Source organism: Clostridium sp. YIM B02551, assembly GCF_022324735.1.
GTDB lineage: Bacteria > Bacillota > Clostridia > Clostridiales > Clostridiaceae > Clostridium_T > Clostridium_T paridis.
This window is the reverse complement of the sequence record NZ_JAKGTF010000006.1, coordinates 81,814-99,450: the sequence shown is the minus strand read 5'-3', so window position 1 is coordinate 99,450 and position 17,637 is coordinate 81,814. Positions and strand designations below refer to the sequence as shown.

At 30.2% G+C, this 17,637-nt stretch carries 18 protein-coding genes; all 18 read right to left on the bottom strand.

The features are described from left to right. Nucleotides 1-149 precede the first annotated feature (149 nt). The 18 genes from L1S47_RS08720 to fliD all read right to left on the bottom strand — a co-directional run bounded on the left by L1S47_RS08720 (nucleotide 150) and on the right by fliD (nucleotide 17,628). Nucleotides 150-980 (bottom strand): transketolase, encoded by an 831-nt coding sequence (locus tag L1S47_RS08720; RefSeq protein ID WP_238883212.1) that lies wholly within the window; start codon nucleotides 978-980, stop codon nucleotides 150-152. Nucleotides 981-982: 2 nt separating this feature from the next. Next, on the bottom strand, nucleotides 983-1,924 hold the full coding sequence (locus L1S47_RS08715) for an NAD(P)-dependent oxidoreductase (RefSeq protein WP_238883211.1): 942 nt from the start codon (nucleotides 1,922-1,924) through the stop codon (nucleotides 983-985). A 22-nt stretch (nucleotides 1,925-1,946) separates the two neighbouring features. Then, nucleotides 1,947-3,035 carry a CDP-glucose 4,6-dehydratase gene (gene rfbG / locus L1S47_RS08710; RefSeq protein WP_238883210.1) on the bottom strand — a complete coding sequence of 363 codons (1,089 nt, stop codon included), beginning with the start codon at nucleotides 3,033-3,035 and terminating at the stop codon, nucleotides 1,947-1,949. After that, nucleotides 3,017-3,787 (bottom strand): glucose-1-phosphate cytidylyltransferase, encoded by a 771-nt coding sequence (rfbF, locus tag L1S47_RS08705; protein WP_238883209.1) that lies wholly within the window; start codon nucleotides 3,785-3,787, stop codon nucleotides 3,017-3,019. The genes rfbG and rfbF overlap by 19 nt, the downstream gene beginning before the upstream one ends. Nucleotides 3,788-3,812: 25 nt before the next feature. Continuing rightward, nucleotides 3,813-4,805, bottom strand: a complete 993-nt coding sequence (locus L1S47_RS08700) for an NAD-dependent 4,6-dehydratase LegB (RefSeq protein WP_238883208.1) — start codon at nucleotides 4,803-4,805, stop codon at nucleotides 3,813-3,815. A gap of 13 nt (nucleotides 4,806-4,818) precedes the next feature. Beyond that, complete coding sequence (locus L1S47_RS08695; RefSeq protein ID WP_238883207.1) at nucleotides 4,819-5,457, bottom strand: acetyltransferase; 639 nt, start codon at nucleotides 5,455-5,457, stop codon at nucleotides 4,819-4,821. 18 nt (nucleotides 5,458-5,475) lie between these two features. Beyond that, the gene (gene neuC / locus L1S47_RS08690) at nucleotides 5,476-6,627 is read right to left on the bottom strand and encodes a UDP-N-acetylglucosamine 2-epimerase (protein WP_238883206.1); all 1,152 of its coding nucleotides are present in this window, start codon (nucleotides 6,625-6,627) and stop codon (nucleotides 5,476-5,478) included. 8 nt (nucleotides 6,628-6,635) lie between these two features. After that, nucleotides 6,636-7,652 carry an N-acetylneuraminate synthase gene (neuB, locus tag L1S47_RS08685; protein WP_238883205.1) on the bottom strand — a complete coding sequence of 339 codons (1,017 nt, stop codon included), beginning with the start codon at nucleotides 7,650-7,652 and terminating at the stop codon, nucleotides 6,636-6,638. After that, on the bottom strand, nucleotides 7,642-8,352 hold the full coding sequence (locus L1S47_RS08680; protein ID WP_238883204.1) for a cytidylyltransferase domain-containing protein: 711 nt from the start codon (nucleotides 8,350-8,352) through the stop codon (nucleotides 7,642-7,644). Before L1S47_RS08680 ends, neuB begins: the two co-directional genes overlap by 11 nt. 1 nt (nucleotide 8,353) lies before the next feature. Next, complete coding sequence (locus tag L1S47_RS08675; RefSeq protein ID WP_238883203.1) at nucleotides 8,354-9,424, bottom strand: nucleotidyltransferase family protein; 1,071 nt, start codon at nucleotides 9,422-9,424, stop codon at nucleotides 8,354-8,356. A 51-nt stretch (nucleotides 9,425-9,475) separates the two neighbouring features. Then, the gene (locus L1S47_RS08670) at nucleotides 9,476-9,835 is read right to left on the bottom strand and encodes a hypothetical protein (protein WP_238883202.1); all 360 of its coding nucleotides are present in this window, start codon (nucleotides 9,833-9,835) and stop codon (nucleotides 9,476-9,478) included. Continuing rightward, nucleotides 9,828-11,549 carry a 6-hydroxymethylpterin diphosphokinase MptE-like protein gene (locus L1S47_RS08665; protein WP_238883201.1) on the bottom strand — a complete coding sequence of 574 codons (1,722 nt, stop codon included), beginning with the start codon at nucleotides 11,547-11,549 and terminating at the stop codon, nucleotides 9,828-9,830. Before L1S47_RS08665 ends, L1S47_RS08670 begins: the two co-directional genes overlap by 8 nt. A gap of 55 nt (nucleotides 11,550-11,604) precedes the next feature. Next, nucleotides 11,605-12,426, bottom strand: a complete 822-nt coding sequence (locus L1S47_RS08660) for a flagellin (RefSeq protein WP_238883200.1) — start codon at nucleotides 12,424-12,426, stop codon at nucleotides 11,605-11,607. A gap of 166 nt (nucleotides 12,427-12,592) precedes the next feature. Beyond that, the gene (locus tag L1S47_RS08655) at nucleotides 12,593-13,414 is read right to left on the bottom strand and encodes a flagellin (RefSeq protein ID WP_238883200.1); all 822 of its coding nucleotides are present in this window, start codon (nucleotides 13,412-13,414) and stop codon (nucleotides 12,593-12,595) included. A gap of 156 nt (nucleotides 13,415-13,570) precedes the next feature. Continuing rightward, nucleotides 13,571-14,392 (bottom strand): flagellin, encoded by an 822-nt coding sequence (locus L1S47_RS08650; protein ID WP_238883199.1) that lies wholly within the window; start codon nucleotides 14,390-14,392, stop codon nucleotides 13,571-13,573. Nucleotides 14,393-14,568: 176 nt separating this feature from the next. After that, nucleotides 14,569-15,393, bottom strand: a complete 825-nt coding sequence (locus L1S47_RS08645) for a flagellin (RefSeq protein WP_238883198.1) — start codon at nucleotides 15,391-15,393, stop codon at nucleotides 14,569-14,571. Nucleotides 15,394-15,511: 118 nt separating this feature from the next. Continuing rightward, entirely contained in the window at nucleotides 15,512-15,835 is a 324-nt protein-coding gene (locus L1S47_RS08640; RefSeq protein ID WP_238883197.1) for a hypothetical protein, read from the bottom strand. Next, on the bottom strand, nucleotides 15,835-17,628 hold the full coding sequence (fliD, locus tag L1S47_RS08635; RefSeq protein ID WP_238883196.1) for a flagellar filament capping protein FliD: 1,794 nt from the start codon (nucleotides 17,626-17,628) through the stop codon (nucleotides 15,835-15,837). The genes L1S47_RS08640 and fliD overlap by 1 nt, the downstream gene beginning before the upstream one ends. Between the last annotated feature and the right edge of the window lie 9 nt (nucleotides 17,629-17,637).

Genomic DNA, 17,637 nt, shown 5'->3' with positions numbered 1-17,637 from the left:
ATTCATCTAAAGTCTTTTTAACACCAGCAAATCCTTCTTACTTTGAATTTTTAATTATCTTTCAATAAAAAACATTATTCATTTAGGTTTTTGTATAATCAACATCTAGATTATTATCAAATTCAATAAAATTACCACATCTTATGTTCTTACATACAATTACTATTTAATTCTTCCATCGCAGTATTAAATTGTTCTTTGTTTGGAGATTTATAATGCCACTCAAGTTTATTCTCCATAAACGAAATTCCTTTACCTTTAATTGTGTGTGCAATAATAACAGTAGGCTTAGTTTTTAATTCATATGACTCCTTTAACGCTTGAAGAATTTCATGAAAATCATGTCCATTTATCTCAATTACATTCCAATTAAATGCCTTCCATTTCTCATTTAAAGGATACAACCCTGTTATATCACTTACTTTCCCTAATCCTTGTAATTCATTATTATCTATTATGGCTATTAGATTATTTAAATTTTTTGATGACGCAAACATAGCAGACTCCCAAACGGAACCCTCATTACATTCTCCATCCCCCATCAAAACTACTGTTTTACATGCTCTCCCACTATTTTTATCACTTAGTGCTAATCCACATCCAATAGATAAACCATGTCCTAATGAACCGGTTGAAGCTTCGATTCCTGGTAATGCCCCTTTCTTAGGATGTCCACTTAATAAAGAACCATCTTCATCATAGGTCTTAAGTATTTCTTTATCTACAAAACCCTTTTCTGCTAATATTGCATATATCCCAGAGGATGCATGTCCTTTACTTAATATAAATTTATCTCTATTTATAGATTTATAATTTTCTAGATTTATATTTAAAATCTTGAAATATAATACAGTTAGTATATCTACCATTGAAAGCGCCGAAGCCACATGGGAACTACCAGCATTGTACGCCATTTGCACTACACTTTTTCTTACATTATTAGAAATTTCATTTAGTAATTGCTTTTCTTCCAACTGCATTTTTATTCCTCCGTGTATAAACCAATATTCTCTTTATACCATTCATATGATTTTTTTATTCCTTGCTCTAGAGAGAATTTAGGACTCCAGCCTAATTCTTTTTTTACCAATGTCATATCTGCTTCCCATTTAGCTGTATCACTCTTTCGTCCTTCAACTTTTCCCCAATGTGGAATAAGATTTTTTTGCGAAATATTAATTATAGTTTCAACTATATCCCCAATGGAGTGTTGTTTACCGGTTCCGCAATTATATATTTTTCCATATATATTTTCTGATTCACTTACTTTTTTCATCATATCCAAAGCATCTTCTATAAATATAAAATCTCTTACTGCCTCTCTTGATGCTAACTTAGGGTTTTCATTTCTTATACATGATAGAATTGATGAAGAAACCAATCTAGATTTATCCTCATAATAGCCATATGGTGAGAATAATCTTACAGATGCTATGGGTAATTTTTCATTTTCTGCAATCATTCTACAATATAAAGTTGCTGCAGCCTTAGACACACCATAAACATTAATTGGTTCCAATATATCATTTTCAGTCATTGAATCTATTTTAGTCCCATATTCTGATGAACTTCCTATATTAATGAAACTTTTGAAGTCTAGCTTTAAACATGCGTTAACTAAGTTAACTGTTCCCATAATATTATTTTCTAATATTTTTTTAGTATCATTTTGAAAATAATATCCTCCATAAGTTGCTAAGTTAAAAATTTTATCCGGCTTATAGTCATTTATCATATTCTTAACAGAATCTTCATCACATAGATCTAAGTTATATATCTTAACGTTATTAATTACTTTTCTTAATCTCCATGCATTATCTATATTTCTTGTTACTATTGCAACTTCCTGTCCTTCTTGAACCAAACTTTCAGTAAGACACGCTCCTACAAATCCTGATGCTCCAGTTATTAATACTCTATTCATATCCATCTCTCCGATTGCATATTCACATATTTACATATTTGTTTATCTGATTCACACATATCGCATAAGAATCATAATCATTGATACAATTCTTATACCAGCTTATGGTTAGTTCTATGGCGTCTTTTATATGAAACTTTGGATTCCAACCAAGATAAAACTTAGCCTTTGTACAATCTAAGCTTAATAACGTTGCTTCATGAGGCGCATTATTATCAGATACATCTACCCAATTTCCATTTCCCCATTGCTTTATTATTAAATCTGCTATTTGCGAAACTTCAACAATAGAATCAGGATTTGGTCCAAAATTCCAACCACTAGAATAATTAACTCCATCATTATACATTTTTAATGCAAGCAACAAGTATCCACTTAAAGGTTCAAGTACATGTTGCCATGGTCTAACAGCTTTAGGACTTCTTATTTCTATATTCTTTTCATTAATAAGGGCCCTTACACAATCTGGAATTATTCTATCTTTAGACCAATCTCCGCCACCAATAACATTTCCCGCTCTTACAGATGCTATTGCTTTTCCGTGTTCATTATGATTTTTGGGATTCATAAAAGAATTTCTATATGAATTAATAAGTAATTCAGCACAACCTTTACTTGAACTATATGGATCATACCCTCCCATAGGATCATTTTCTCTATATGCCCATATCTGTTCCTTATTTTCATAACATTTATCTGTGGTTACCATTACCCCTACTTTTACGGATTTTGTATTCTTAATACACTCCAATACATTTAATGTTCCCATTACATTTATTTCGTAAGTTTCCTTAGGATTATCATATGACGCCTTTACTAATGGTTGTGCTGCAAGATGAAATACTATTTCAGGCTGATACTCATTAAAAACTTCCTGCAGCTTGTCCTCACATCTTATGTCTCCTCTTATATCAATAATCTTATTATGTACTGCACTAACTACAAAGTTATCCATTTTTGTAGTTGGATCTAATCCATACCCTATTACCTTTGCTCCTAATTCATGTAACCAAATTGATAGCCATGATCCTTTAAATCCTGTATGTCCTGTAATCAATATTGTTTTATTTTTATAGAAATTATTAAATAAATCTAATCCCAAACTTTCCATGGTATTTCTCCATTCTCACACATCTTATTTACAGATTCTACATCCTTAAATGTATCTATTGCAGTCCAATATCCATTGTGTTCATATACAGTCAGTTGGGTGTCTGCCGCCAAATTAATTAATGGTTCTTGCTCGAACATACAATCTTCACTTGGCAGATATGAGAAAATTTCTTTATTTAATACCATATATCCCCCATTAACAAGATCTTTTAACACTGGTTTCTCTCTAAATGCCTTCACTATCCCGTCTTCTATTTCCATCAATCCATAATTTGAGATTGGATGTACTCCCGTAAGCGTAGCAATTTTCCCTTTTGAATTATGATAATTAATTAACTGATTTAAATTAACATCACTTAGTCCATCTCCATATGTAAGCATAAAACTATCTTCATCTATATATGGTTCAATTTTTTTTAAACGGCCTCCAGTTAATGTTTCTAGACCTGTATCAACAAATGTTATCTTCCATTTTTCTTTTTCAACAGTATGATACTCTATCTCCTTGTGTCCATTAATATTTAGAGTAAAATCATTATTTCTCCAATACATTTCCATAAAGTACTGTTTTATCATGTCACCTTTATATCCTAAGCATAGAATGAATTCATCTATACCATAATGTGAATAAAGCTTCATAATATGCCATAAAATCGGTTTTCCACCTACTAATACCAATGGCTTAGGCCTATATTCCGTTTCTTCTCTCATACGTGTTCCTTTACCACCACAAAAAATTACAGCTTTCATCCTATTCCCTCACTTACCCTTTATCTTAAACATTATATATGTCTGTTTTAAAATAATGCATATTGTTTCTGATCCATTCTACTGTTTCTCTCAATCCTTCATCTAAGGTATACTGCGGTTCCCATGATGTTAATTTTTTAATCTTTGAATTATCTGCCCACAATCTATTAACTTCACTTTTCTCTGGTCTTACTCTTTCATCATCACTAACTATATCTATTTCTTTTCCTAATATAGTTATTATTTTTTTTACAGTATCTCCTATAGATATTTCATAGTTTGATCCTGCATTAATCACTTCACCCACAGTATTTTCACTCTCTGCTATTTTTATAAATGCTTCTGCTGTATCTTTTACATAATTAAAATCTCTGGTAGGTGTTAAACTTCCAAGTTTTATTTGTGTTTTCCCTGAAAGAATTTGTGAAATGATTGTTGGAATTACTGCCCTCGCTGATTGTCTAGGCCCATATGTATTAAATGGTCTAATAGTGGCAACAGGTAAGTTAAAACTTCTATAATAACTTTCTGCTATTTTATCTGCACCAATTTTGGAGGCTGAATAAGGCGATTGCCCTTGAAGAGGGTGTTTCTCATCTATTGGTACGTATAGTGCTGTACCATATGTTTCAGAAGTAGATGTATGTACTATCTTCTCTACATCATAGTCTCTACAGGCTTCTAATACGTTAGTTGTTCCTTCTACATTTGTTCTAACATAAGCCATAGGAGATAAATATGAATATGGAATTGCTATTAATGCCGCAAGATGAAATACAACATCCTGTCCTTTAATGGCTCTTTTCATGTTATCATATTCTCTTATATCCCCTGTAATTACATTTATATTATCTAATATCTTTTTATCAAATGTATCTATCCATCCCCAATTATTAAAAGAATTATATTGAACAAGTGCAGTAACATTTGCACCCATTTCTACTAGCTTTTCTGTAAGATGACTTCCAATAAACCCTTCAGCCCCTGTTACAAAAACTTTTTTACCTTTTAAATCCATTTAATTAACCTCCCTACTTATATTTTATAATTTTAGCCGGTACCCCTACAGCCACTGTATTATCTACTATATCTTCTATTACAACAGATCCAGCACCTACAGTTACATTATTTCCTATGTTTATAGACTGAATAATAGTCGCACCTATTCCAATATGGCTATTATAGCCAATTCTAACCCCACCAGCAAGTGATGTACCAGGTGAAATATGTGAATTATCATCTATGTTACAATCATGTTCTATTACACAAGAGGTATTTATTATACAGTTACATCCAATATTTGCATCTGCATTAATTACTGCATTAGCCATTACACATGTACCTTCACCAATTCTTGCATACGGCGAAATTACTGCATTCTTATGTATTAGTATTGGAATTTTAAATCCAATTTTCTTCAACTTATTATATATAATATTTCTTATATTTAAATCCGATATTCCTCCAATACATATGAAAGCATATTCAACTCCAGTTTCAAATATTTCTTCTAAAACGCTATCATCTCCAATTACATCAATATCCAAAATCTTTTTATCAATTTCTGATTTATCAGTAATTCCTACTATCTCGTATAAACCTCTACTTTTAATGATATCTATGATAATTTTGCAATGTCCACCTGCACCAATTAATACAATCTTCCTCATTTTTTCACCTTAATTATTTTAATAATTCATTTTCTTTAATAATAACTTCTTATCTAAAGGAGTGTTTTTTATAACATCCAGTATTTCTTTGCTCGTAGTTCCGTCTCCGTATATATTCTTGATATCTTTTAAGCTATTACGAAATGATTCTTCATTTAGAGCTCTATTTATTGAATTATATATATCTTCTTCATTATATCCAGTATCAATTATATTATTATTTCTTAGCCTTCCCTTTTGCCTATTTCCTATATTGATTACTGGTATTTTAAATATTGGACTCTCGATTATACCACTTGATGAATTGCCTATCATCACACTTGCATGTTTAAGTAAGCTTAAATATCTTTTTTGCCCTAAACTATGATATATATATACATTTTTATTTTCGTCTTTAAATTTATTAATCTTATTTATTATAATTTCATTTCCAAAATCCGCATTAGGATATGTAAAAACATATTTTGCATCAAATCTTCTAATTGCATTTAACAAACTGTCAATCTGTTCCTCAATAGTTTCTGATTCTAATGTCACAGGATGATATGTTATTAAGAAAATCGGCTTATCAAATATGATACTTAACTCTTGTTCAAGTTCACCTTTGTTCATAAGCTCAAGACGTTTAATATTTTCCACGCCTGCTTGCCCAACGTTATGTACCCTCCAAGGCTCTTCACCCATCTTTATTACACGTTCCTTATAATATTCAGCACCAGTAAAATGAATATGAGACATTTTAGTAATAGCGTGTCTGATTTGCTCATCTACTGCTCCTTCTGTAGATTCTCCACCATTCATATGTGCAATAGGAATATTCATTATCATTGCACAAGTAGCAGCTATAAATGTTTCATATCTATCACCTAAAATAAGTAACAAATCTGGTTTTAATCTATCAAAAGCTTGAGACATTTGGGTTAATTCCAAGCCCATTGATTTAACAATTCCACTTTTTTTACTTGAGCTAACCATCATGTCTATTTCTTCATCTATTACAAATCCATCCTCTATTATATTTTTTACTGTATATCCATACTCATGTAATAGATGGTTGCCTGTTACAATAAGCTGCAATTCTAATTCCTTATCTTCCTGAATGCCTTTCATTACCCAGTACAATAAACCATATTCTGATCTAGTTCCTGTAACTACAAGTATTTTTTTCATATAAACACCTACTCAATTAAATCAAATGTAATTAAATCATCTTTATTTACGTCTTTTACTAACTTCTTATTATTAATAAACTCAAAATGTCTTGGACTAATACCATTTTCTGGTCTCTTAAACGTAATATTATCCAAGCTTAATATATCTCCTTTTTTTAAGTTAGCTTTAGCAACTATACTTTTTCTCGCAACTTTTCTAGTGTCTTCTTCATTTTTAGTACACTTTTTAACTCCATCACCAAAAGCAACTTCAATATTTCTAATACTTTTAACCATTTTCTCTAATTCCATTGGTTCTAATGAAACCTTATGATCTGGACCATTCATACTCTTATCTAAGGTGAAATGCTTTTCTATAACTCTAGCTCCCATAGCAACTGCCGCTACAGGTATCTCCATTCCAATAGTGTGATCTGAATAACCAACTGGTAAGTTAAATGCGTTCTTCAGAGTTATCATTGCTTTTAAATTAACATCTTCATAACTAGTTGGATAATTAGATGTACAATGTAACAAAGTTATTTTATCATTACCTGAGTCTTGTATAGCCTTAATAGGCTCTTCTACTTCCCCTAAGTTTGCCATTCCTGTAGATATAATCATTGGTTTATTTAATTTTGCTATGTACTTAATTAATGGTATATTCGTTAAATCTCCAGAGCCAATTTTATATAAAGGTATATCTATACTTTCAAGTAAATCTACACTTTGAAAATCAAATGGAGTAGAAAGAAAAACTATGTCACGTTCCTGACAATAGTTTTTTAAATAAATGTGATCTTCATATGATAATTCTAGTTTTTTAAGCATTTCATATTGACTTCCGGCTCCTGTAGTTTTCTCTTGATATTTTGCTTTTGGAGCATCCTTAGTTACAAGTTCGTCAGCCTTAAAAGTTTGAAATTTAACTGCGTCAGCTCCTGATTCAGCTGCTACATCAACAAGTTTCTTAGCAACTTCTAAATCCCCATTATGATTTACTCCCGCCTCTGCAATTATAAAAACTCTTTTGTCACCTAACATTGCTTTTCTCCTTTATTAAAACTTCTGCAAATTTAAAATCTAAAATATCATCGATATCAAGTGAAGATTCTTTATTCATAATATACGGCAATGTATTATCTGTATACCAATTTCTAATTTCTCTAAGTAATTGGGTATTAGTTATATAGATAGCTCCATTTAATTGATATACTTTAGGAACATCTTGCCTTCTAGCATAAAACTCAGATTTTTCTAAAAAATCAACCATCTTATTATTTTCTATCTTCTTCATCCAAAATGGACTTATTTCACTTTCACAAATACTAACAATTGAATCCCCATCGTTATTTATTAACTTCTCAATAGCTTCATCAATATGCTCTGATTTTCTAAATGGTGATGTACATTGAAGGCATATAGTATATTCTGGGGTAAAATTCTGACTTTCTTCAAACCAATCTAAGCAATGAATTATAGGCTCAATACCTGGAGTATCATCTTTAGATAATTCTTCAGGCCTTAAAAACGGTACCTCTGCACCATATTTTTTAGCTATTTCAGCTATTTCATTGTCTTCAGTTGACACTATAACTCTATCTATATATTTACTTTTCTTTGCTTCTTCAATAGTATAGGCTATAAGTGGTTTATTATCTAACATCTTAATATTTTTTCTTGGTATTCCTTTTGACCCCCCTCTTGCGGGTATAATCGCAAGAATAGACTTATTTTCTATCATCCTAATCCCCTTCTCTATCTAAAGCAACTAATTTATATATATCTTCATTAACTTTCTGATAATCTTCTAGTTTACCTATATCCATCCAATAATCAGTTATCTCATAATATCCAACTGGTATTCCTTTTTCTATACATAAATTTATCAAATCTGTTATTTCATAATATGTATCTTCTGGAATAAATTCTGTCATAGAAGGACTTAAGCAGTAAATACCTCCATTTATTAAATAATCTATTGTCGGTTTTTCTTTAAGTTCTTTTATATTTTTATTTTCAACTTCAATAACCCCATAAGGAATTTCATAAAAATACTTTCTTACACCAACTGTTATTCCAAAATTATTTTCTTTATGATAATTCATCATTGCCTCAACATTGACATTTGTAAAAATATCTCCATTGATAACAAAAAAATCTTTATCAATATAATCTGTTCCTAATTTAATACCACCTGCTGTACCTAGTCTTTTCTTTTCTTTTATGTAATTAATTTTTACACCATAGGCTATTCCATTTTGAAAATAATTTTCAATTATCTCAGCTTTATAATTAACTGAGAACAAAAATTTATTAAATCCATATTTTTTGAAATTATTAATTATATGTTCAAGTAATGGATCACTTCCGACCTTTAACATTGGCTTAGGTATTTCCCTTGTTAAATCTTTAAGTCTTGTACCTAATCCTCCTGCCATTATAATAACTAAGTTTTCTTTACCATTAGGTAGTAATATATCATTTATAGTTATTAAATCAATAACTATATTATTTTCATCTACAATAGGAATATCTTTTACTGCCTTTTTAATAAAAATGTCCTTTATTTCATCCTTCGTCATAGAATGATTTACACTAACAGGGTTAAAATGAGTAACTTTTTCAATGGAATCTTCTAAAGATATTCCTTTTAAAATAGCACGCCTAATGTCACCATCAGTTATGGTTCCTAATAATTTTTTATCATCATCTACCAACAATACTATTCCCTTGGCTCCAGAATCTAAAACTTCTAAAGTTCTTCTTATTGAATAGTTTTTATAAACAAGTATTTTATCTATAACGCTTTTCATAAAACATCAACCCTCTTATTTTATTATAAAATATGTATTACTTTTACACTTTTAATATTTTTCAATTACTCTTTTTAGTATATTATATATTATCTCCACTTGTGGCATTAATTCATATTCTATTATATCTCTTACTAATAACAAATCTAAGTTATTGTAAGCATTTATATATTCATTAACCATTTGGCTTATGGTCTCTAAATCAAGTTTTTCCCCTTCAACAATTGTAGTTGCAAAGTTGCCTACTTCTAGAATCCAGTTAAAACCCTCTAAAATATTTTTAAAATATGTTTCTAGATCTAGTAAATTTCTTTCATCGATACTTTTTGTAAGAGAATTCATACCATTATACAATTTTTCACAATATTCATAGGCTTCTTTAATTATTTCTATAGTTTCATCATTAACCATTAATTATTTCCTCCAACTTTTCAATTGCATCTTCTATATATGGTATGGCAAATTCTATTCTATCATTTATATTTTCATATAAAGTTTTTCCCTTCTCGGCAACAAACTTAATATGTGTTACTTCATCCTTAAAATTATCTATTTCATCAGAATAAAAAGCTACGTCTATTTCTTTCAATATTGGGGCTAATAATGAATTCAATAGTAAAAATTCTTGCTGTTTTTTTGCAAACTGCTCATCAATTTTATCTAATCTATTTAGGCATTTCTTAAACTGCTTATCACCCTTCATATAATTCTTAAGTAGATTTTTATTTTCAAATACAGCTTCTTTTCCACTTTTCTTTAATCTTATTAGCTCAAGTAAAATATCTTTTAGATTATTTTTAACTAAACTAATATCAATATTACATGATTTAGGTTCATTAATATATTTTTTATCTACTTTTTCCTTATATCCTTCTATAACTTCTTTTAGTGTTTTAATTTCTGTCCCTTTTATATCCGCACCACCTTCAGTTGCATTAATAAAATGCTTTTCTGAAGTTATTTTTATAAAGTCTTCAAAACTTTTTCTGAAACTGTCCAATGAATATGTTGTAGAAACATCATTCCCATAAATATCTTTTACATATAAATCATAGTTATCTGCGTGTAACTTTTCTCCACTCATAGTAGCTTTTTTTGCATGTACTTGGTTATTAGTATGTGCTAAATCTTGACCTATAAATATGATAGGGTCACATCCTAAGTAATCTGCTATTGCGACACAAGAATGAGATACAGATCCTCCTTGGAACAAAACATCCTCTCCAAAATCACCTAACTTTTGGTTTAATTTATAGTAATTAGGAGATGTGAAATGAATGGTTTTACCTTTATGTTCTTTTATAATCTTTTTATTTGCTCCCTCACTATATAATAATGGTGTATCATGCTTAATAGCATCTTTTGATACATTATACATAGCTTCACTTCCGTCAATTACACATGCAAAATCTGCTTCTATACCTTCATTTTTCAATGTGCTTAATGTTCTTATACCAGTTATAATAACAAACTTATCTTCATTTCCTTTTAACAAATGTAGATTTTTTTCTAATGAAGGTCCTGCTGATACAATTATAGCTGGTTTCTTTTCGAATGAATCTTTATATTGACTTAAAGTTTCATCTCTAACTATTGACGGTAAATTTCCCAAGTAATTTATAAACCATTCTTTTGAGAATGCTATAACTGTATTTTCATCAATTGTCTTGTCAATAACACATTCTTTTATCAATTCCTTTAAATGATAGACTTCTTTGGGAAAAGTTAAATCATAATTTGAAAAAACAATAAATTCTATGAATCTTCTTTTTAAAGAATCCTTTAAATCTCTTCTAAAATCTTCATCTTCTAAAGACAATACTTTAATATCTACCTTTAGATTTTTTATAGACTCTTGAAGCTCATCTTTCAATTCATTTAAAGGCTCAACAAAAACTATATCACGGTCCGTGAATTCATCAGTAAATTCCTCAATCCATTTACCTCCTGAAGCACCAAATATGACAACCTGATATTTTTTATTTATCTTTTCAAATTTATTTTTAAAACTTGAAATTTCTCTTTTCATATTATATTTACTTCCCAAATATACAGATCTATTATCTTCAATCAATTTTAATAGCTCAATGTTATTAATCTTATCAAAGCAGTTCTCTATTTTCATTTTATCTCCTTTATGAAAAAGAACCAAGAATAACTTGGTTCTTTTCAGTTTAATATTATCTTAGAAGTTGAAGTACTCCTTGAGGTGTTTGGTTAGCTTGAGCAAGCATTGCTTGAGCAGCTTGTTGTAATATGTTGTTCTTAGAGTAGTTCATCATTTCTTTAGCCATATCTACATCTCTTACTCTGCTTTCAGCTGCTTGTAAGTTTTCTGAAGATGTATTTAAGTTAGCTATTGTGTGTTCTAATCTGTTTTGGTATGCTCCAAGTTTTGCTCTTTCGCTTGATACTGTGTTTATTGCTTTGTCAATTGTATCAATTTGTCCTGTAATTTTTGATGCTATAGAAGTGTTAACATTGATGTTAGCTGTAACTCCTAAAGCTTTTGTATCCATTGTTTTTATTGCTAGCTTTATTGTTTGACCACTATTTGCTCCAACTTGGAACACTACGTTACTAGCTTTCCCAGTTAATAATTTTTTAGTATTGAATTCTGTTTGGCTAGAAATTCTGTTTATTTCGTTCTTTAATTGTGATACTTCTAATTGTATTTGCTTTCTGTCAGCTGTTACGTTAGTATCATTTGTAGCTTGTACTGCTAATTCTCTCATTCTTTGAAGAATTGAGTGAGTTTCATTTAAAGCACCTTCAGCTGTTTGGATTAAAGATATACCATCTTGAGAGTTTCTTGAAGCTTGATCTAAACCTCTGATTTGTCCTCTCATTTTTTCAGAAATTGCTAGTCCTGCAGCGTCATCTCCAGCTCTGTTTATTCTTAAACCTGAGCTTAATTTCTCCATTGATTTTCCTGCATTTCCAATGTTGATTCCCATATTTCTATGAGCGTTCATAGCGTTAAGATTGTGATTAATTATCATTTTTTATTCCTCCTTGAATTTTGTTTTTCGACATCCTTGTCTCTTTGTAAGTTCTACTTACATTAATTATATCGTAGTTAAATTCTATACCTTTAGTGTGCTATTGATAAAAAATGCAAAAAAAATAAGGGTATCTACGATACCCTTATTAATGTTCTATTAAGCACTATCTTAATAGTTGAAGTACTCCTTGAGGTGTTTGGTTAGCTTGAGCAAGCATTGCTTGAGCAGCTTGTTGTAATATGTTGTTCTTAGAGTAGTTCATCATTTCTTTAGCCATATCTACATCTCTTACTCTGCTTTCAGCTGCTTGTAAGTTTTCTGAAGATGTATTTAAGTTAGCTATTGTGTGTTCTAATCTGTTTTGGTATGCTCCAAGTTTTGCTCTTTCGCTTGATACTGTGTTTATTGCTTTGTCAATTGTATCAATTTGTCCTGTAATTTTTGATGCTATAGAAGTGTTAACATTGATGTTAGCTGTAACTCCTAAAGCTTTTGTATCCATTGTTTTTATTGCTAGCTTTATTGTTTGACCACTATTTGCTCCAACTTGGAATACTACATTACTAGCTTTTCCAGTTAATAGCTTCTTAGTATTGAATTCTGTTTGGCTAGAAATTCTGTTTATTTCGTTCTTTAATTGTGATACTTCTAATTGTATTTGCTTTCTGTCAGCTGTTACGTTAGTATCATTTGTAGCTTGTACTGCTAATTCTCTCATTCTTTGAAGAATTGAGTGAGTTTCATTTAAAGCACCTTCAGCTGTTTGGATTAAAGATATACCATCTTGAGAGTTTCTTGAAGCTTGATCTAAACCTCTGATTTGTCCTCTCATTTTTTCAGAAATTGCTAGTCCTGCAGCGTCATCTCCAGCTCTGTTTATTCTTAAACCTGAGCTTAATTTCTCCATTGATTTTCCTGCATTTCCAATGTTGATTCCCATATTTCTATGAGCGTTCATAGCGTTAAGATTGTGATTAATTATCATTTTTTATTCCTCCTTGAATTTTGTTTTTCGACATCCTTGTCTCTTTGTAAGTTTTCCTTACATTTATTATTTCGTAAGTAAATTTTATAACTTTAGGGTAATATTTATAAAAAAATAAGGGTATCTACGATACCCTTATTAATGTTCTATTAAGCACTATCTTAATAATTGAAGTACTCCTTGAGGTGTTTGGTTAGCTTGAGCAAGCATTGCTTGAGCAGCTTGTTGTAATATGTTGTTCTTAGAGTAGTTCATCATTTCTTTAGCCATATCTACATCTCTTACTCTGCTTTCAGCTGCTTGTAAGTTTTCTGAAGATGTATTTAAGTTAGCTATTGTGTGTTCTAATCTGTTTTGGTATGCTCCAAGTTTTGCTCTTTCACTTGATACTGTGTTTATTGCTTTGTTAATTGTATCAATTTGTCCTGTAATTTTTGATGCTATAGAAGTGTTTACATTGATGTTAGCTGTAACTCCTAAAGCTTTTGTATCCATTGTTTTTATTGCTAGCTTTATTGTTTGACCACTATTTGCTCCAACTTGGAATACTACGTTACTAGCTTTTCCAGTTAATAATTTTTTAGTATTGAATTCTGTTTGGCTAGCTATTCTGTTTATTTCATTCTTTAATTGTGATACTTCTAATTGTATTTGCTTTCTGTCAGCTGTTACGTTAGTATCATTTGTAGCTTGTACTGCTAATTCTCTCATTCTTTGTAGAATTGAGTGAGTTTCATTTAAAGCTCCTTCAGCAGTTTGGATTAAAGATATACCATCTTGAGAGTTTCTTGAAGCTTGATCTAAACCTCTGATTTGTCCTCTCATTTTTTCAGAAATTGCAAGACCAGCAGCGTCATCTCCAGCTCTGTTTATTCTTAAACCTGAGCTTAACTTTTCCATTGATTTTCCTGCATTTCCAATGTTGATTCCCATATTTCTATGAGCATTCATAGCGTTAAGATTGTGATTAATTATCATTTTTATTCCTCCTTGAATTTTGTTTCTAGACATCCCTGTCCATTTTTAAGTTATAAACACTTTTAATATATCGTAGTTAAATCTTGTAACTTTAGCATAAAATTAATAAAAATTTAAAATTTTCAAAAACATAAATAAGGGTATCATAGATACCCTTATTTATGTTTAATCTAGTATTATCTTAATAGTTGAAGTACTCCTTGAGGTGTTTGGTTAGCTTGAGCAAGCATTGCTTGAGCAGCTTGTTGTAATATGTTGTTCTTAGAGTAGTTCATCATTTCTTTAGCCATATCTACATCTCTTACTCTGCTTTCAGCTGCTTGTAAGTTTTCTGAAGATGTATTTAAGTTAGCTATTGTGTGTTCTAATCTGTTTTGGTATGATCCAAGTTTTGCTCTTTCGCTTGATACTGTGTTTATTGCTTTGTTGATTGTATCAATTTGTCCTGTAATACTCTTAGCTCCACTTGTAAGTCCTCTTACGTCAACATTGTTTACAGATAAAGCTTGTGCATTCATTGTTTTTATTGCTAGCTTTATTGTTTGTCCACTATTTGCTCCAACTTGGAATACTACATTACTAGCTTTTCCAGTTAATAACTTCTTAGTATTGAATTCTGTTTGGCTAGCTATTCTGTTTATTTCATTCTTTAATTGTGATACTTCTAATTGTATTTGGCTTCTGTCAGCTGATACGTTAGTATCATTTGTAGATTGTACTGCTAATTCTCTCATTCTTTGTAGAATTGAGTGAGTTTCATTTAAAGCACCTTCAGCAGTTTGAATTAAAGATATACCATCTTGAGAGTTTCTTGAAGCTTGATCTAAACCTCTGATTTGTCCTCTCATTTTTTCAGAAATTGCAAGACCAGCAGCGTCATCTCCAGCTCTGTTTATTCTTAAACCTGAGCTTAATTTTTCCATTGATTTTCCTGCATTTCCAATGTTGATTCCCATATTTCTATGAGCATTCATAGCGTTAAGATTGTGATTAATTATCATTTTTTATTCCTCCTTGAATTTTGTTTTCGACATCCGTGTCGTTATTTGTATATAAATAATGTCTACAATTATAATATCGTAAATATTATTTTAAACCTTTATAGTCTTATTAAATAATTTAAACTTTCTTTGAAAAGTAACTTATTCCATTAAAGGAGTTGTTTCTATACTCTTGTGCAGCTTTATGAGAAAGTGCTAATTCCTTTATTTCTTTTTTTATGGCATCTTTTTTAAGCTCATACAAATCATTAACTTTTTTATTTATTTCTTTATATTCGTTTGAACTCAAGAACTTAGCAACCTCACTAGAATCTTCTGCAGCATATCTATTATAAAATTCTTCACGTTCTTTAATATGCTTATTAAATTCTTCAAACATGTCTTTCTCTAAATACTCCAGAAACAAATTTTCTAATTTAATTGCTTCCTTCCAAAAATTCATTATTGTCCACCACCAAATGCCGAACTTAAATAAGTTGCTTGACTATTATAATTATTCATAGCAGTTTCTAACGCTGCATATCTTTGATATAGTCTATTTTGCTGATCTGTAAATTTTTCTTGCATATCAAGAATTGATTTAGTTTGATCATCAATAGTTTTCTTCATATCATTGTTATAGAATGTTAATGTTCCTTCAAATCCAACTTTTTTTAACAATTGTGATCCTGAATTAATTACATTATCATTTAATATTGTTTTAAATCTTTGAATTATACCAGAATCATTAAACTGTTTTTCTTTAGTATCAAGTGGATTAGCTGCACTTGTAAGTAACTTATATACTTTATCAGGATCATTTTGCAATGCAGTTGTCAATTTATCCTCATCTATTACCAATTGTCCTGGTTTTGTGTAATCATTAGTAAAATCTATTCCCATATCATAATACTTCATGTTTGAACCTGTAACAGGTGTATTAAAAGCACTTCTTAGTTGCGAAACAATTGAAGATAAATAATTGTCATTTCTTAATAATCCTTCTTTTGTCTTGGCTTCCCACTGATTTATTTGATCTTGAGTCATGCTGCTTTTTTGATCATCTGTTAGTGGTGGGTAATCAGGATTCTTCTTTTCTTGTAATTTTGTTGTTATTTTATCTAATAGATTGTTATAGTCATTAACAAAATTAACTATTCTCTTCTTTAAATCTTCAACATCTGTTTTTCCGTTAATTACCACTGGAGAAGTGGTAACATCTGAAATTGTAAACTTAACATTATCTATTACAAAATCATTACCTTGGAAAGTCTTAGTAACATTGTTGTTACCATAGGTATCTGATACTTGAACCTCAGAATCTGTTCCTTTAGAATTAAGAGCTTGATTTGAACCATTTATTAGCGGTACAATATTTGTTCCATCAGTTGCATTTACTATACCTAAGCTACTCGAACTTCCTAATGAACTTGTTGTAAATGTAACATTTGTTCCATCAGAAGTATACCCTAATTTGCCGCTTGTACTATTTCTTATGGTTAATAATATTGCATCATTATCAGTTGGAGATGTATATCCTGATAGATCAACATTATATCCTGTACCATCAATATTAAATGTTAATTTTTGTCCAGCAAGATCTCCTAATGCTACAGTTGTTTGTATTGGAGCCATTCCAATTGTTTGATTTGATCCAGTTTGTGTAGTTTGAAGTATGTAATTTCCTGATAGATCACTTCTTGACATTTTTGCCGAAACACCAGCATTAGTTATTGCATCATTAAACTTCGTCACTATCGTATTTATAGTAGCTGAATCAGTTGCAGATGTTATCCCTGTTAAATCTACTGTTACTTTTTTACCATCAATATAGATATCATTGCTTTTGTTTAATAAACTACTAAAATCACTAAATTGAACCTGTGCTGGTGTAGCTAACTTATTTACTTGCACTTTATAAGTTCCAACTTGTGCACCTGATAAACCAACTGCAGTTACAGCTGAACTTGGACTATTAAAAACCGATGTTTGATAGTTCTTAGATAATAATAATGAAGTATCAGTCTTTGTAATATCAGTATACTTTGAATAGAAATCTCTCAAATCCTTAATTACATCTCTATATGCTTCTTGTTGGAATTGTAATAATTGCTTTTGTTGCATTGCTTTATTTATTTTATTTTGTTGACCAAGCATAGCTGCCTTGACCATACTCTCTACATCCATACCACTTAATCCAGTTACTCTGTTTCCGGACATACTTTGTGTTGATGTACTTGAACTAACACTACTCATAAAATCACT

Coding starts and splice junctions, on each gene's coding strand:
- L1S47_RS08720 (WP_238883212.1), bottom strand. CDS start 980: ATGCAGTTGGAAGAAAAGCAATTACTAAATGAAATTTCTAATAATGTA.
- L1S47_RS08715 (WP_238883211.1), bottom strand. CDS start 1,924: ATGAATAGAGTATTAATAACTGGAGCATCAGGATTTGTAGGAGCGTGT.
- rfbG (WP_238883210.1), bottom strand. CDS start 3,035: ATGGAAAGTTTGGGATTAGATTTATTTAATAATTTCTATAAAAATAAA.
- rfbF (WP_238883209.1), bottom strand. CDS start 3,787: ATGAAAGCTGTAATTTTTTGTGGTGGTAAAGGAACACGTATGAGAGAA.
- L1S47_RS08700 (WP_238883208.1), bottom strand. CDS start 4,805: ATGGATTTAAAAGGTAAAAAAGTTTTTGTAACAGGGGCTGAAGGGTTT.
- L1S47_RS08695 (WP_238883207.1), bottom strand. CDS start 5,457: ATGAGGAAGATTGTATTAATTGGTGCAGGTGGACATTGCAAAATTATC.
- neuC (WP_238883206.1), bottom strand. CDS start 6,627: ATGAAAAAAATACTTGTAGTTACAGGAACTAGATCAGAATATGGTTTA.
- neuB (WP_238883205.1), bottom strand. CDS start 7,652: ATGTTAGGTGACAAAAGAGTTTTTATAATTGCAGAGGCGGGAGTAAAT.
- L1S47_RS08680 (WP_238883204.1), bottom strand. CDS start 8,352: ATGATAGAAAATAAGTCTATTCTTGCGATTATACCCGCAAGAGGGGGG.
- L1S47_RS08675 (WP_238883203.1), bottom strand. CDS start 9,424: ATGAAAAGCGTTATAGATAAAATACTTGTTTATAAAAACTATTCAATA.
- L1S47_RS08670 (WP_238883202.1), bottom strand. CDS start 9,835: ATGGTTAATGATGAAACTATAGAAATAATTAAAGAAGCCTATGAATAT.
- L1S47_RS08665 (WP_238883201.1), bottom strand. CDS start 11,549: ATGAAAATAGAGAACTGCTTTGATAAGATTAATAACATTGAGCTATTA.
- L1S47_RS08660 (WP_238883200.1), bottom strand. CDS start 12,426: ATGATAATTAATCACAATCTTAACGCTATGAACGCTCATAGAAATATG.
- L1S47_RS08655 (WP_238883200.1), bottom strand. CDS start 13,414: ATGATAATTAATCACAATCTTAACGCTATGAACGCTCATAGAAATATG.
- L1S47_RS08650 (WP_238883199.1), bottom strand. CDS start 14,392: ATGATAATTAATCACAATCTTAACGCTATGAATGCTCATAGAAATATG.
- L1S47_RS08645 (WP_238883198.1), bottom strand. CDS start 15,393: ATGATAATTAATCACAATCTTAACGCTATGAATGCTCATAGAAATATG.
- L1S47_RS08640 (WP_238883197.1), bottom strand. CDS start 15,835: ATGAATTTTTGGAAGGAAGCAATTAAATTAGAAAATTTGTTTCTGGAG.
- fliD (WP_238883196.1), bottom strand. CDS start 17,628: ATGAGTAGTGTTAGTTCAAGTACATCAACACAAAGTATGTCCGGAAAC.